General features: G+C 68.4%; 10 protein-coding genes and 1 pseudogene. 8 read left to right on the forward strand and 3 right to left on the reverse strand.

The features are described from left to right. From A5686_RS13670 to A5686_RS13685, 4 genes and pseudogenes are all read left to right on the forward strand, one after another. Positions 1-369 (forward strand): annotated as a pseudogene (locus A5686_RS13670) (hypothetical protein); the annotation flags it as partial. After that, entirely contained in the window at positions 366-1,061 is a 696-nt protein-coding gene (locus A5686_RS13675; RefSeq protein WP_067934918.1) for a crotonase/enoyl-CoA hydratase family protein, read from the forward strand. The pseudogene A5686_RS13670 and the gene A5686_RS13675, both read left to right, overlap by 4 nt. Before the next feature lie 60 nt (positions 1,062-1,121). Continuing rightward, positions 1,122-3,569, forward strand: coding sequence for a molybdopterin oxidoreductase family protein (locus tag A5686_RS13680; protein WP_067934920.1), 2,448 nt, complete (start codon positions 1,122-1,124; stop codon positions 3,567-3,569). Next, positions 3,566-4,045, forward strand: coding sequence for a hypothetical protein (locus A5686_RS13685; RefSeq protein WP_067934922.1), 480 nt, complete (start codon positions 3,566-3,568; stop codon positions 4,043-4,045). The genes A5686_RS13680 and A5686_RS13685 overlap by 4 nt, the downstream gene beginning before the upstream one ends. Before the next feature lie 90 nt (positions 4,046-4,135). On the opposite strand, the gene cynS is transcribed toward A5686_RS13685, so the two are convergent. Both cynS and A5686_RS13695 read right to left on the reverse strand, forming a co-directional pair. Further along, the gene (gene cynS, locus A5686_RS13690; RefSeq protein ID WP_067934923.1) at positions 4,136-4,621 is read right to left on the reverse strand and encodes a cyanase; all 486 of its coding nucleotides are present in this window, start codon (positions 4,619-4,621) and stop codon (positions 4,136-4,138) included. Positions 4,622-4,703: 82 nt separating this feature from the next. Next, positions 4,704-5,219: a nitroreductase family protein gene (locus A5686_RS13695; protein WP_067934925.1), complete on the reverse strand. Its 516-nt coding sequence runs from the start codon at positions 5,217-5,219 to the stop codon at positions 4,704-4,706. A 121-nt stretch (positions 5,220-5,340) separates the two neighbouring features. Between A5686_RS13695 and recC the strand changes: the two genes are divergently transcribed. The 3 genes from recC to recD are packed head-to-tail and all read left to right on the forward strand — an operon-like array spanning position 5,341 to position 13,654. Then, positions 5,341-8,637, forward strand: coding sequence for an exodeoxyribonuclease V subunit gamma (gene recC, locus A5686_RS13700; protein WP_067934927.1), 3,297 nt, complete (start codon positions 5,341-5,343; stop codon positions 8,635-8,637). After that, complete coding sequence (recB, locus tag A5686_RS13705; protein ID WP_067934929.1) at positions 8,637-11,939, forward strand: exodeoxyribonuclease V subunit beta; 3,303 nt, start codon at positions 8,637-8,639, stop codon at positions 11,937-11,939. Before recC ends, recB begins: the two co-directional genes overlap by 1 nt. Beyond that, a complete protein-coding gene (gene recD, locus A5686_RS13710; RefSeq protein ID WP_067934930.1) occupies positions 11,936-13,654 on the forward strand; it encodes an exodeoxyribonuclease V subunit alpha in 1,719 nt (572 codons plus the stop codon). The genes recB and recD overlap by 4 nt, the downstream gene beginning before the upstream one ends. Here recD and A5686_RS13715 read toward each other — a convergent pair. Continuing rightward, complete coding sequence (locus tag A5686_RS13715; RefSeq protein ID WP_067934932.1) at positions 13,641-14,210, reverse strand: phospholipase D-like domain-containing protein; 570 nt, start codon at positions 14,208-14,210, stop codon at positions 13,641-13,643. The two genes, recD and A5686_RS13715, sit on opposite strands and share 14 nt — an antisense overlap. 152 nt (positions 14,211-14,362) lie before the next feature. On the opposite strand from A5686_RS13715, the gene A5686_RS13720 reads away from it, so the two are divergent. Continuing rightward, on the forward strand, positions 14,363-15,097 hold the full coding sequence (locus A5686_RS13720; RefSeq protein WP_067934933.1) for a TVP38/TMEM64 family protein: 735 nt from the start codon (positions 14,363-14,365) through the stop codon (positions 15,095-15,097). Positions 15,098-15,355: the final 258 nt, after the last annotated feature.

Here is a 15,355-nt window from a genome sequence, read left to right on the forward strand (position 1 = left end):
CCGCGGCCGCCGGTTCTGGGAGCGCAAGCGTTCCCCGCTGCATACCGAGGTGGTGCTGGACTGGGACGCCCTGCCGCCCGTCCAGCGCATCGAACTGATGACCACCCATGACTTGGCCAAGAGGGAGAAGGAGAAACTGGAGCTGCTGCGCGGCCTGCTGACCTATTTCCACTACGTCTGCAAGGAAACCCGACCGGAGGTCTTCCGCAGCGAGATCGAACGGATCAACACCGCGGTTCGGGAAACCCAAGACAGATGGCGCACACGCCAACTCGACGAACCCACCGATGTCAGCCTGCGCTGGAGTCACGCAGAAGACCTGGGCAAACACCACAGCCAGCCCGCCTGACGGCAAGGAGTAACCGATGAGCGCCCCGGTCCACTACAGCACCACGGACTCCATCGCCGTCATCAAGATGGATGACGGCAAGGTCAACGCGCTGGGCCCGACCATGCAGCAGGCCCTGAACGACGCGATCGACCGGGCCGAGGCCGACGATGCCGGCGCGCTGGTGATCGCCGGGAACGATCGCGTGTTCAGCGGCGGCTTCGACCTGAAGATCCTGACTTCCGGCGAGGTGCAGCCCGCGATCGACATGCTGCGCGGCGGATTCGAGCTGGCGTATCGCCTGTTGTCCTATCCCAAGCCGGTGGTGATGGCGTGCACCGGGCATGCCATCGCGATGGGGGCGTTCCTGTTGTCGGCGGGCGATCACCGGGTGGCCGCGCACGCCTACAACATTCAGGCCAATGAGGTCGCGATCGGCATGGTCATTCCCTATGCCGCCCTGGAGATCATGAAGCTGCGGTTGACGCCGTCGGCCTACCAGCAGGCCGCCGGGCTCGCCAAGACGTTTTTCGGTGAAACCGCCCTGGCGGCAGGCTTCGTCGACGAGATCGTGTTACCCGAGGTGGTGATCGACCGCGCCGAAGAGGCCGCGCGGGAATTCGCCGGCCTGAATCAGCGGGCGCACGCCGCCACCAAATTGCGCACCCGCGCGGACGCCCTGGCGGCCATCCGCGCCGGCATCGACGGGATCGAAGCCGAATTCGGGGTGTGAGCCGTTCAAGCGCGCACGCCCCAGCCGGTTTCGCGGGCGGCTGCCGGGGAAGCCACCGGAATGGCCATAGATCGCATCGCGGACCCCTGGGGAACGCGGACTCCCTACGAACCCGGCACCCGCTGGCCGGAACGAGTCGACACCTACCTCGCCGACGGGGTGAGTGCCGAGTCGGTTGACCGCTGGGTGCAGTCAGCCGCGGTGTTGCATTCCAATGGCGACGGCCTGGACATCGCCGTCAAGGACGGGCGGATCGTGGGCGTGCGCGGACGCGCCGTCGACCGGGTCAACCACGGGCGGCTCGATCCGAAGGATCTCTTCGGCTGGCAGGCCAACGCCTCGGCCGACCGGCTCACCACACCGATGATCCGGGTCGGCGGCAAGCTGAAGCCGTGCGACTGGGACACGGCCATGCAACGGATCGTGGACCGCACCAAGGAGTTACTCGGCAGCTACGGCCCCAGCTCGATCGGGTTCTACACCTCCGGGCAGCTGTTCGCCGAGGCGTACTACACCCAAGGCGCGATCGCGCACGGCGCGATCGGCACCAACCACGTCGACGGCAACACGCGGCTGTGCACGGCGACGGCCGCCGAGGCGCTCAAGGAATCGTTCGGTTGCGACGGACAACCGGGTTCCTATACCGATGTCGACCATGCCGACGTCATCGCGTTGTTCGGGCACAACGTCGCCGAGACCCAGACGGTGCTGTGGGCGCGGATGCTGGACCGGTTGGCCGGGAACTCGCCGCCGGCGATCATCTGCGTCGACCCCCGGCTCACGCCGGTGGCCCGGCACGCCGCGGTTCACCTGGCGCCGCTGCCGGGCACCAACGTGGCGTTGATGAACGGGCTGCTACACGAGATCATCGATAACGGCTGGATCGACCAGGACTACATCGACACGCACACAGTCGGTTTCGACGAACTGCGCAAACGGGTCGAAGAGTTTCCGCCCGAGCGGGCCGCCGACATCTGCGGTGTGGCGGCCGACGACATCCGGCGCGCGGCGCGGCTGCTGGGCACGGCCAAGCGGTTGATGTCCACCGTGCTGCAGGGCTTCTACCAGTCCCACCAGGCCACCGCGGCGGCGGTGCAGGTCAACAACATTCACCTGGTGCGCGGCATGCTGGGCAAGCCGGGTTGCGGCGTGCTGCAGATGAACGGGCAGCCGACCGCGGAGAACACGCGCGAGTGCGGGGCCGACGGGGACCTGGCCGGCTTCCGCAACTGGTCCAACGACTCCCACGTCGCCGAGTTGGCGAAATTGTGGAACCTGGACGTGCTGCAGATCCCGCACTACGGGCCGCCGACGCACGCCATGCAGATGTTCCGCTACGCCGAGGAGGGCACGCTGCGGATGCTGTGGGTCACCGCCACCAACCCGGCGGTGTCGCTGCCGGAGCTATCGCGGATCCGCGACATCCTGTCGCAGGAACGGCTGTTCCTCATCGTCCAGGACATCTTCCTGACCGAGACCGCCGCACTGGCCGACGTGGTGCTACCCGCCGCCGCCTGGGCAGAGAAGACCGGCACCTTCACCAATGCCGACCGCACCGTGCACCTGTCCGAAAAGGCCGTGGAGCCACCGGGTTCCGCGCGCTCGGACCTCGACATCTTCCTGGACTACGCGCGCCGGATGGACTTCCGCGACTCCGACGGCCAACCGTTCCCACCCTGGACGGATCCGGAATCGGCGTTCGAGGCATGGAAGAAATGCAGCGCGGGCCGGCCATGCGACTACACGGGCCTGACCTACGACAAGCTGCGCGGTGGAAGCGGCATCCAATGGCCTTGCAACACCGAGCATCCCAACGGCACCGAACGGCTCTATGTCGATGCGAAATTCTGGGCGGCACCGGACTACTGCGAGGCATACGGCAAAGATCTGATCACCGGCGCGCCACTGCAGCCAGACGAGTACCGCTCGATGAACCCCTTCGGTAAGGCCATCATCAAGGCGGCCGAATACGTGCCCCCGCACGAGCAACCGAGCGCCGAGTACCCGTTCGCGTTGGTTACCGGCCGCACCGTCTACCATTTCCATACCCGGACGAAAACAGCTCGGGCACAACAACTTCAGCGGGCAGCCCCGGAGGTTTGGGTGGAGGTGTCCGAGCCGGACGCGCGGCGCCTGGGCATCGCCGAAGGCGATCTCGTCGAGGTGAGCACGCCGCGCGGCCGCGTGGTATGCGCCGCGCGCATCTGCGGCATCCGCGACGGAGTGCTGTTCGTGCCGTTCCACTACGGCTACTGGGACACCGATGGCAGGGCTCATCACCGGGCCGGCAATGAAATGACGCTCACGGATTGGGATCCGGTGTCCAAGCAGCCGATCTACAAGACGGCCGCCGCCCGGCTGCGCAAGGCGCGGGTAAACCCGCCCGACCGAAACGGGTACGCGCCGACGACCGCGGCGTCCACACCGGTCAACGGTTCGGTGCCCGCGACGGTGGGTGGCGCGTTGGCCGGGGTCACCGAAGTCGTCCCCGCGGGAGGCCGGCCATGAAGCTGAAGTTGGCGATCCGCGAGTTGCACCGCTCCGAACGCAAGCTGGCCCACGAACTCAGCGTGGTGGCGGCGCGTCACCGTAGTGACCAGGACATCCATCACCTCGCGCGCGATATGGCCGGCTGGTCGCGGCAACACCTCAGGGATCTGGCGCAGCACGGCCGCCACTACGGCCTGCGCCTATCCGCCGACCCGCATACCGGCGCTATCTCCGGTTTCCTGCAGTCGCGGCTGAGTGGTCTGTTGCGGCACCGGCCGGAGCCCGGCCTGGCGCTGCTCGCCGACCTGCGCCGGATTCACCGGTTGTCGGCGGGGGTGTCGCTGGATTGGGAGCTGCTGGCACAGGGCGCCCAGGCCGCGAAGGACTCCGAACTGCTGAGCCTGACGTCGCGCTGCCACCCCGAGACGTTGCGCCAGATGCGCTGGGCCAACGCGATGCTCAAAGAGCTCTCCCCGCAGGTCTTGATGAATTGAAACGGCGAACGCGGTGGCCGCCGCCGGGCGCCACCGCGTTCCCTTCGCCTCCTCGACGCTAGTTTGGCACGCGCGCGCCTCACCGTCACTTCACTTTGGCGTCTTGACCTGAGCGTCCGCCTCGACCCATTGATAGGGGAGGAACTTCCCGTCGAACGTCACCACGACCCGGTCGCCGGACGGGTGCGGCTTCTTCTGCACGTCGACGCTGAAATTGATCGCGCTCATGATGCCGTCGCCGAACTGTTCGGCGATCACCTCCTTGATGGCGCCGCCGTACACCTGCAGGGCTTCGTAGAAGCGGTAGATGGTCGGATCCGTGGGAACCGCGGTGGGCAGCCCGCCACGCATCGGAGCGGCCGCCAGCACCGGCACCACCGACTCGTCCAGCTTCAACCTTTCCGCCAGAACCTTGGCCTGCTCCGCCGGAAGCGGGTGCTGGCCGAGTAACGCCGCCGTGGTCCACACCAGTGGCCGGCCGATCGCGTCGGCCAGCTGTTGCCACGTCAGCCCCTGCCGGAGCCGGGCTAACACGACCTGTTCGGTGACTTCGGTTCTGTTCATAGCCCCAAGCATGCCCGCCCGATGTCACCCCCGCTCGGTGGCGGTGACCAAGCGCCTCGAGAACCAAGGCCCGCAAAGTGTTTCGCCGTCGTGGTCACCAGCGGCCGTGGTGGACGACCTCGGCAAACGGCCGCCGATTGGGCTTGCGGATCGGCGTGAGCGGGCGATCGGCCGGGTAGCCCACCCCGAGCAGGAAGGCCACCAGGTGACCATCGGGCACGCCCAGGATGGCACGCGCCTTGTCCTGGTCCCCCACCGACGAATGGCCCGTCCCGATCCCCAGGTCGGTGGCGGCGATCATCATCGCCATGGTGGCCTGGCCGACGTCGTAGTTGTCGGTGATCACCCGGCGCTCGTCGGGCGGCACCGGAACCACGATGGCGATTGTGGCCGCGGCCCCGGCGATGTGACCGGCGCCCCGCCAGACCGTGGACAGCTCGGCCAGCCGGTTGCGTTCGGTGACGATGACGAAATCCCACGGCTGGCGGTTCTTCGCAGACGGCGCGCGCCAGCCGGCCTCGGCGATGCGGTCCAAATCCTCGGCCGGTATCGGCTTCGGCTGGTACTCCCGGACATTGCGACGTGCGCAGATCGCGTCCCAAGCTTGCATGTGGGTCCCTTTCGTAACTGTTTGCGTGGATCAACCCCGCGCCGCGTGGCACCGATTCCCGGCGGGATCCGCACCGTAAGCGCCCATCCGCGTCGGTGGTCGGGTTTATCGTGACAGCGCAATGCCGCTTCATCTACACCGCGCCGAGCGCACCGACCTGTTGGCCGACGGTCTCGGCGCTCTGCTGGCCAACCCGCTGGCCGACCCGTTCGCGACTGAACTCGTCGTCGTCCCGGCGCGCGGCGTGGAACGCTGGCTCAGCCAGCGCTTGTCGCACGTGCTCGGCGCGCGCAACGGCGACGGGGTGTGCGCCGGGGTGGCGTTTCGCAGTCCGGGCTCGTTGATCGCCGAAATCACCGGCACGGCCGACAACGATCCGTGGTCGCCCGACGCCATGGCCTGGCCGCTGCTGGAGGCGATCGACTGCTCGCTGGACGAACCCTGGTGCCGCACGCTGGCCGCGCACGTGGGCCACTTCCACACCGGCGCGGAGGCCGAGCTGCGCCGGGGCCGCCGATACGAGGTGGCGCGGCGGCTGGCCGGCCTGTTCGACTCCTACGCGCGCCAGCGCCCACAACTGCTCATCGACTGGGGCAACGGCGAACCGGGTGATATCGACGTGGACCTGCGCTGGCAACCCGAGCTGTGGCGGGCGCTGGTTGCCCGGGTCGGCGCCGATCCGCCGCATACCCGCCACGCCAAGACCCTCGCGCGGCTGCGGGCGGCGCCCAGCCAGCTGCCGCCTCGGCTGTCGCTGTTCGGGCACACCCGGTTGACGCGCACCGACGTCGAGCTTTTGGAGGCGCTGGCCACCCACCACGACGTGCATCTGTGGCTACCGCACCCGAGCGAGGCGCTGTGGCGCGGGCTGGCCGGCACGCACGGCGCGGTTCGCCGGCGCGACGACGTCAGCCATCGCGCGGTGTCCCATCCGCTGCTCGCGACACTCGGACGAGACCTGCGCGAGCTGCAGCGCAGCCTGCCGACGGATCCGGCGACCGATGCCTATCTGGCCGGCGACGCGCGCCCGGACACGCTGCTCGGTTGGCTGCAGTCCGACATCGGCGCAAATGCCGTTCGCCCATCTGGCCGCACGATCCGAGCCGACGACCGATCGGTACAGATCCACAACTGCCACGGCCCGGCCCGCCAGGTCGACGTGCTGCGCGAGGTGCTGCTCGGCCTACTGCAGGACGACCCGACGCTTGCGCCGCGCGACATCCTGGTGATGTGCCCGGACATCGAGACCTACGCGCCGCTGATCATGGCCGACTTCGGCCTGGGCGACGTGGTGCGCGGCGCCCATCCGGCCCACCAGCTACGGGTCCGGCTGGCGGACCGCTCGCCGATCCAGACCAATCCATTGCTGGGTGTGGTCGCCCAATTGCTGGCCCTGGCGGCCGGCCGGGTGACGGCCAGCGAGGTGCTCAACCTGGCCCAGAGCCCACCGGTGCGCGCCCAGTTCGGATTCACCGATGACGATCTCGAGGCCATCACCCGCTGGGTCCGGCAGGCGAACATCCGGTGGGGGTTGGACCAGCAGCATCGACGTCCCTACCACGTCGATTTCGTGCACAACACATGGCGTTTCGGCATCGATCGGATACTGGCGGGCGTCGCGATGTCCGACGATTCGAACGCATGGATCGATGCGACGCTGCCGCTGGACGACGTCAGCAGTAACCGCGTCCAACTGGCCGGCCAGTTCGCCGAGTTCGTCGCCCGGTTGCAGCACGTCCTGGACTTGCTCGCCGGCACCAGGCCGCTAACCGAGTGGCTGGCCTCCCTCAGCGAGGGCATCGCGCTGCTGACTCGGGTCCGCGATGCGGACGAATGGCAGACCGGCCAGATGCAACGCGAGTTTGCTCAGACGATTGCGCAGGCCGGCTCCCGGGGCGCCACGGCGCTGCGGCTACCCGATCTTCGCGCCCTGCTCACCCGACTCCTGGCCGGCCGCCCGACCCGGGCCAACTTCCGCACCGGCACCCTGACGGTGTGCACCATGGTTCCGATGCGCTCGGTGCCACACCGGGTGGTGTGCCTGGTCGGCCTGGACGACGGGCTGTTCCCGCGGCTTGGCATCGTCGACGGCGACGACGCGCTGGCCCGATGCCCGATGACCGGGGAACGCGACATCCGTTCCGAGGACCGGCAATTGTTGCTCGACGCGATCGGCGCGGCAACGGACAAACTCGTCATCACCTACACCGGTGCCAACGAATATTCGGGCCAGCCGCGCCCGCCGGCGGTGCCGCTGGCCGAGCTCCTGGACACCCTCGACATGACCACCATGACCAAGGTGCGTGACCGAGTCGTCGTCGAGCATCCGTTGCAGCCGTACGACATTCGCAACGTCGTCCCCGGCAGGCTCGTGCCGGACGTGCCGTTCAGTTTCGACCCGACGGTGCTGCGGGCGGCGCGCGCGGCCAGCGGCGAGCACGGCGAACAGCCGAAATTCATCTCGGGGCCGCTGCCGTCTCCGCCGGCCGGCGACGTCATCCTGGCCGACCTCGTCGGCTTCTTCAAAGACCCGGTGAAGGGCTTCTTCCGCGCGCTGGAATTCACCCTGCCGCACGATGTCGACGGGGTGCAAGACGCCATGCCGGTCGACATCGACGGCCTCCAAGAGTGGACGGTCGGCGACCGGATGCTGGGCGACATCCTGCGGGGGATGACTCCGGACGACGCGCGGCAAGCGGAGTGGCGCCGCGGCACCCTGCCGCCGGGTCAGCTGGGCTGGCGCAAGGTCACCGAGATCCGCGACCAGGCCGCCCTGTTGGCGCGTGAGGCGCTTCATCATCGGCACAGTCAGGGCCACGCCGCCGCATACGATGTCGACATCGACCTGGGTGGCGGGCGACGACTGACCGGCACGGTGTCGCCGGTGTACGGCGACAGCCTGGTATCGGTGACGTATTCGCGACTGGACGGCAAGCATCTGCTCGAATCGTGGATCACGTTGCTGGCCTTGGTCGCCCATGATCCGGGCCGGGACTTCTCGGCGGTGTGTGTCGGCCGCATGCGCCGCGGCACCAGCACCCGGGTGGCGGGCCTGGGTCGGCCGTCCGACGCTGAGCAGGCCGTCAAGGAGCTGCGCGAGCTGGTGGCGATCTACGACGCCGGACGGCGCGAGCCGATTCCGTTGCCCATCAAGACGTCCTATGCCTGGGCGGCGGCCCGGTACGGCGGCGAGGACCCGGTGGCCGAGGCGCGATACCGCTGGAAGTCCGGTGACCGCTTCCCGGGTGAGGATCAGGCCCCGGCGCACGCAAGGGCGTGGGGCAGGGGTGCGGCACTGGAGGTGCTGATGGCGCCGGTGCGGCCGGGTGAGGAGTGCGACGGCGAGGACAACCGGCTCGGCGCCTACTCGGCCCGGGTCTGGCTGCCGATGCTGCGCGCCGAACGGAGACTCACCTGATGGAGCGCTTCGACCTGTTGGGTGCGCTACCGGCCGAGCGTTCCACCACCGTGCTGGAGGCCAGCGCGGGAACCGGCAAGACTTTCGCGCTGGCTTCCCTGGTGACGCGGTATGTCGCCGACGGCGCGGCGGCGCTCGACCAGATGCTGCTGATCACGTTTGGCCGGGCCGCCAGTCAAGAGCTACGCGAACGCGTCCGCTGTCAAATCGTCGATGCCGTACGAGCATTCGCCGATCCCTCGACAGTCGGCGACAACCAGGTGCTTGCGTACCTGCTGGAGGGCACCGAACGTCAGCGCGCGGCCCGCCAACAGCGGCTTCGCGACGCACTGGCCGGCTTCGACGCGGCCACGATCGCCACCACCCATCAGTTCTGTCAGCTGGTGCTGCGCTCGCTGGGCGTGGCCGGGGACACGGCGGCCAGCGTGACGCTGCTCGAAAGCCTCGATGACCTGGTGACCGAGATCGTCGACGATCTGTACCTGGCCCACTTCGGCCAGGAGCGCGACGACCCGGCGCTGCACTACCGCGAGGCGCTGCGGCTGGCACGCGCTGTCGTCAGCAATCCGTCGACCGAGCTGCGGCCGCGAGACCCGGATCCCGATTCGCGGGCCGCGGCCAGCGTGAAGTTCGCCAAAGACGTTCTGGCCGAGCTGGATACGCGCAAGAGGCGGCTGGGCGTCCTCGGCTACGACGATCTGCTGATCCGGTTGGCCGACGCGCTGGCCATTGACGACTCCCCGGCCCGGCTACGCATGCACCAACGCTGGCCGATCGTCATGGTCGACGAGTTCCAGGACACCGACCCGGTGCAATGGCAGGTGATCGACCGGGCGTTCAATGGGCGTTCCACCTTGATCCTCATCGGCGATCCGAAGCAGGCGATCTACGCGTTTCGCGGCGGCGACATCGTGACCTATCTGCGGGCCGCCGAGACCGCGGGCGGGCGCCAGACGCTGGACACCAACTGGCGCAGCGACTCCGCGCTGGTGCAGCGGCTGCAGGTGGTGCTGCGCGGCGCCCAACTCGGCGACCCCGCGATCGTGGTGAACGACGTCGACGCGCATCACCGCGGTCATCGGCTCGCCGGCGCACCGCACAACGATCCGTTCCGGTTGCGCGTGGTCGCGCGGAAGACGTTGGGGCGCCGCGGTGTTCAAAACCTGCCCATCGACCGGGTGCGGGAGCACATCGGCGCCGATCTCGCGTCCGACATCCGCGTGTTGCTGGCCAGCGGTGCGACGTTCGCCGGCAGGCCACTGCAGGCCCGCGATATCGCGGTGATCGTGGAGCGGCACCGCGACGCGCAGGCATGCTTCACGGCGCTCTGCGCCGCGGGTGTCCCGGCGGTGTACACGGGCAACTCCGACGTGTTCACCTCCGAGGCCGCCGAGGATTGGCTGTGCCTGCTGGAGGCTTTCGACCAGCCGCACCGGCCCGGGATGGTGCGTGCGGCCGCCGCGACGATGTTCTTCGGCGAGACCGCGGAATCGCTGGCCGCCGGCGGTGATGCGCTCACCGACCGGGTCGCGAAAACTCTGCGGGAGTGGGCCGGTCATGCCCGCGAACGCGGTGTCGCGGCCATCTTCGAGGCCGCTCAATTGCTGGGCATGGGCAATCGCGTGCTCGCCTGGCAGGGCGGTGAGCGACACATGACCGATCTGGCGCATGTCACCCAACTGCTGCAGGAGGTCGCGCACCGCAACCACTACAGCCTGCCCGCGCTGCGCGATTGGCTGCGCCGCCAGCGTGACGAGCGCAGCGGCGCACCGGAGCGAAATCGCCGGCTGGACAGCGACGCCGCGGCCGTGCAGATCATGACCGTCTTCGTCAGCAAGGGCCTGCAGTACCCGATCGTGTATCTGCCGTTCGCGTTCAATCGCAACACCCAGGACAGCGACGTCGTGCTGTTCCACGACGAGGACGGCAGGCGTTGCCTGCACGTCGGCGGCAAGGACAGCCCTGACTTCAAATCCGTTGAGCGGCTGGGGCGTAAAGAGGACGCCAGCGACGACAGCCGGTTGACGTACGTCGCGCTGACCAGGGCCCAGTCCCAGGTGGTGGCATGGTGGTCACCGGCGTATTACGAACCCAACGGCGGCCTCTCTCGGCTGCTGCGCGGCCGCCGGCCAGGTGAACCCGCGGTGCCGGACCGATGCGAGCCCGCCAAGATCTCCGACGACGACGCTATGGCCCGGCTGCGGGAGTGGGAGGCGGCGGGCGGGCCGGTCATCGAGGAATCGGTAGTGGCACCGGTCCCGTCGCTGGCCGCCGAGCCGATACCCGACCGCCTGGGCAATCGTCACTTTCACCGGGTCATCGACACCGGCTGGCGGCGCACCTCGTATTCGGGTTTGATCCGAGCGGCCCAAACCAGCGGGGTGAGCAGCGAACCCGAAATCGGCGAACTCGACGACGAGGTCGGCGACATCCCCTTGGTGTCAGCGGTAGCCGGGCCGGACGTACCCTCGCCGATGGCGGACCTGCCGGCGGGCGCCACATTCGGCACCCTGGTGCACGCCGTACTGGAGACGACCGACCCGTTGGCCGCAGACCTGGCCGCCGAGCTCGAAACGCAGATCCGCGCGCACTCGGCGTGGTGGGCGGTCGCCGCGGCGCCCGAGGAGCTCGCCGCGGCGATGGTGCCGATGCACGATACGCCGCTGGGCCCATTCATGGATGGGAGGACGCTGCGCCAGATCGGATTGCCAGATCGGTTGCGCGAAATGGACTTCGAGCTTCCCCTGGCGGGCGGCGATCGTGGTTCGACGGCGCCGGAAGTTCGGCTCGCGGATCTGGCGCCGCTGTTGCGCGAGCATCTGCCCGGCGATGACGTGCTGGCCTCGTATGCCGACCGGCTGGCCGAACCTGGCCTCGGTGATCAGTCACTGCGCGGATACCTCAGCGGCTCGATCGACGCCGTGCTCCGCATTCCCGACGGATCGGGGCATCGCTTCGTGGTGGTGGATTACAAGACCAACCGGCTCGGCGACCCGGAGCGGCCGCTGACCGCCGCCGACTACGACCGGTCAAGGATGGCCGAAGCGATGCTGCACTCGGACTATCCGCTGCAGGCGCTGCTGTATTGCGCTGTGCTGCACCGGTTCTTACGATGGCGGCTGAGCGATTACGATCCGAGCCGACATCTCGGCGGCGTACTCTACCTGTTCGTTCGGGGCATGTGCGGCGCACAGACGCCCGTGCTCGGCGGACACCTGGCGGGCGTCTTCGATTGGCGGCCGCCCTGGCCGTTGATCGTGGCTCTGTCGGATCTGCTCGATGCTCAGGGGGTGGCCGTGTGACGGTGGAAGCCATCTCCGCGGCCGGCCTGCTGCGCACGTTCAGCGATGCCGGCGTGTTAGAGCCCGCCGATATCCATGTGGCGCAACGGCTTACCGCGCTCACCGGCGAATCCGATGAACGGGTGGCGCTCGCGGTCGCCCTCGTGGTGCGCGCGCTGCGCGGTGGTTCGGTCTGCGTCGATCTGCGCGCGGTGCAGGCCCAGATCGAGGAAGCCGACCTGCCCTGGCCGGACGCCGACGACTGGCTGGCGGCGGTGCGGGCCAGCGCGTTGCTCGGGTCGCCGCCGGTGTTGCGATTGTTCGGCGACCTGTTGTATTTCGACAGGTATTGGCTCGAGGAAGAGCAGGTCTGCACCGATCTGCTGGCCCTTTCGGTGACCCCGGCGGCCGTCGAATCGACCAGCTATGAACGGCTTTTCGGCCCCGGCTATGAGGAACAGCGGGCGGCCGCCGAGATTGCCGTTGCGCAGGCTCTGACCGTGCTGACCGGCGGGCCCGGCACCGGTAAGACCACCACGGTCGCACGCCTGCTCGCCCTGCTGGTCGAACAGGCGGAGCGGGCCGGTCTGCCGAGGCCGCGGATTGCGCTGGCCGCACCGACCGGCAAGGCGGCGGCGCGGCTGGCCGAGGCGGTGGCCGTGGGAAGCGAGGAGCTGGCCGCCGCGGACAGGGCGCGGCTTACCGGCCTGCCGGGAACCACCCTGCATCGCCTCCTGGGCCCCCGGCCGGACACATCGGTGCGATTCAAACACAATCGGGCCAATCGACTGCCGCACGACGTCATCGTGGTCGACGAGACGTCGATGGTGTCGCTGACGATGATGGCCCGGCTGGTCGAGGCCGTTCGACCGGATACCCGGCTGATTCTGGTCGGTGACCCCGACCAGTTGGCCTCGGTGGAGGCCGGTGCCGTGCTGGCCGACCTGGTGGATGGGTTGGCCGCCCGCGACGACGTGCGGGTCGCGGCCCTGCACACGCCGCACCGATTCGGCACGTCGATCGGCGCCCTGGCCGAGGCGATCCGGGTCGGCGACGCGGACCGCGTCGTGCGGTTGTTGGCGGCCGGCGGCGAACACATCGAGTGGGTGAACTCCGAGCGGCCGACCGACCGGCTGCGGGAGGTGCTGGTCGCTCACGCGTTGCGGCTGCGCTCGGCCGCGCTGCTGGGCGCGGTGGCCGAGGCGTTGGCGACGCTGGACGAACACCGACTGCTGTGTGCGCACCGGGCGGGGCCGTACGGGGCGACACACTGGAATTTGCAGGTGCAGAGGTGGATTGCCGAAGCGACCGGCCAGCCGGCGTGGTCGCAGTGGTATGCCGGCCGTCCCCTGCTGGTGACGGCCAACGACTACGGGCTGCGCCTCTACAACGGTGACACCGGTGTGACCGTGGCCGCCGCGGACGGCCTTCGTGCCGTCGTCGCCGGCGCGACAGGACCGCTGGACTTCGCGACCAGCCGCCTGGGCGAGGTGGAGACGATGCACGCCATGACCATCCACAAGAGCCAGGGCAGCCAGGCCGACGAGGTGACGGTGCTGATACCGCCGGAAGATTCGCGATTGCTGACGCGGGAATTGTTCTACACGGCGGTGACCCGGGCGAAGACCAAGGTGCGAGTGGTTGGCCCCGAGGTGTCGATTCGCGCCGCGATCGAACGCCGGGCGGTACGCGCCACCGGATTGCGGCAGCGGCTGCGGTCGGTCAGCCGACGATAGGTGCGCTACCGGATCGAGCCTTTGCGGCCATCTGCTTGAGCATGCTGTCGTGGATGATGTCGATGCGTGAGCGGGCCTCTGCGCACACGTACGGATCGCGGATCACGGTGAGCTGGTTGTCCTGTTTGGATTCTCCGCCGGTGCTCCAGTTGGTCGAACCCGTGACGACATCGACGCCGTCGATGATCACCATCTTCAGATGCATGATCGCCGACTTCTCGCTGTGCCCGATCGCGATGCTATTGCCGATCTTGTCGTTGAGCCATGGTGCGAGCAGCGGACGCTCGGCGAGTCCCGCGGCCTGCGTGGAGTCGAGACTCATTTGCACATAGACCTTTTCGTCGTTCAGCGCGGACTGCAGCACCGAGTTGAGCTCCGCGTCGTCGTAGCCGTACATCGCCACGATGATGGTCTTGCTGGCCGACGTCAACAAGGCCTTGAGTGCCTCGTGCACCTGGTCGACGGGACTGTAGAACGTTCGCGTGTTGTCGGGATAGCCGGGCGAAAACGGCGCCGCTTTGAACTTGTCCAATTCGGTCAGCGAACTCAGTGCCATGGCGGTTGCTCCTTTACAACGCGGAGAGATCCAGCACCAAACTTCAACTCCGGCGATATGCGGCACTCTACGGTGATCACGCCCGCACCGCGGCGAGTTGGAAACAGCCGGGTGCGGTGAGCGCGCGGCGGTGCGGAACAATCATGGCCAACATGGACGACAGTGACGGTCCCCCACCACCATCGCGCCTGGTCCACATCGCGCGGCTCGCGGTGTTCGGCGGGTTTCTGGCCGTGGTCTTCTATCTGGTGGCCGTCGCGCGGGTGATCAACATCGACGAGATCCGGCGCATCGTGTCGGCGACCGGTCCCGCGGCACCGCTGACCTACGTAGTGCTCTCAGCGGTGGTGGGCGCGTTGTTCGTCCCGGGTTCGATTCTGGCGGCGGGCAGCGGGTTGTTGTTCGGTCCGGTAGTGGGTGTCTTCGTGACGCTCGGTGCGACGGTGGGCACCGCGATCGTCGCGAGTTTTGTCGGCCGGCGAGCCGGCCGGGCCAGCGCCCGGGGCCTGCTCGGGGACAAACGTGCCGACCGCTTCGACGCGCTGATCGAGCGGCACGGGTTGTGGGCGGTCGTCGGGCAGCGCTTCGTCCCCGGCATCTCGGATGCGCTGGCTTCGTACACGTTCGGCGCCTTCGGCGTTCCCGTGTGGCAGATGGCGGTTGGCTCTTTCATCGGGTCGGCGCCGCGAGCGTTCGTCTACACCGCGCTGGGCGCCTCGATCGGCAATAGGTCGTCGCCGCTGGCCTACGCGGCGATCGCGGTGTGGTGCATCACCGCCATCGTCGGCGCGTTCGCCGCGCATCGCGGATACCGCAACTGGCGCCGGCACGGCCGTGCGGACGACGAGGGCAACGGCTCGCCCGAATCGGATGCCGCCGCCCGCTAGCGAACTTTGGCGGCTGACGGCGTCGAAAGCGCTGGCTGCCAATGTCATCCGGATTCATCGTGAGGGCGGCACAGGAGTGCGGCGGACTCGGCTCACAGATCGAGATTAGCGGTAAATGCAGCGGTGCGCGCATTCATTCAGGGCGCGGACGTCCGGGCGGTCCGGTTTTGTCGGTGGTGGCTGCGATGATGTGGTCATGTCGTTGACCGCATCCGCTGGCGCCGTGGGGGTGACCGCGAGCGAGCGTCTTGAGGTGTT

It is taken from the genome of Mycobacterium sp. E2479 (genome assembly GCF_001667925.1).
Lineage (GTDB): Bacteria > Actinomycetota > Actinomycetes > Mycobacteriales > Mycobacteriaceae > Mycobacterium.

What these genes read in the sequence shown, in the direction of transcription:
- A5686_RS13675 (WP_067934918.1), top strand. Translation starts at nt 366, where the DNA reads ATGAGCGCCCCGGTCCACTACAGCACCACGGACTCCATCGCCGTCATC.
- A5686_RS13680 (WP_067934920.1), top strand. Translation starts at nt 1,122, where the DNA reads ATGGCCATAGATCGCATCGCGGACCCCTGGGGAACGCGGACTCCCTAC.
- A5686_RS13685 (WP_067934922.1), top strand. Translation starts at nt 3,566, where the DNA reads ATGAAGCTGAAGTTGGCGATCCGCGAGTTGCACCGCTCCGAACGCAAG.
- cynS (WP_067934923.1), bottom strand. Translation starts at nt 4,621, where the DNA reads ATGCTTGGGGCTATGAACAGAACCGAAGTCACCGAACAGGTCGTGTTA.
- A5686_RS13695 (WP_067934925.1), bottom strand. Translation starts at nt 5,219, where the DNA reads ATGCAAGCTTGGGACGCGATCTGCGCACGTCGCAATGTCCGGGAGTAC.
- recC (WP_067934927.1), top strand. Translation starts at nt 5,341, where the DNA reads ATGCCGCTTCATCTACACCGCGCCGAGCGCACCGACCTGTTGGCCGAC.
- recB (WP_067934929.1), top strand. Translation starts at nt 8,637, where the DNA reads ATGGAGCGCTTCGACCTGTTGGGTGCGCTACCGGCCGAGCGTTCCACC.
- A5686_RS13715 (WP_067934932.1), bottom strand. Translation starts at nt 14,210, where the DNA reads ATGGCACTGAGTTCGCTGACCGAATTGGACAAGTTCAAAGCGGCGCCG.
- A5686_RS13720 (WP_067934933.1), top strand. Translation starts at nt 14,363, where the DNA reads ATGGACGACAGTGACGGTCCCCCACCACCATCGCGCCTGGTCCACATC.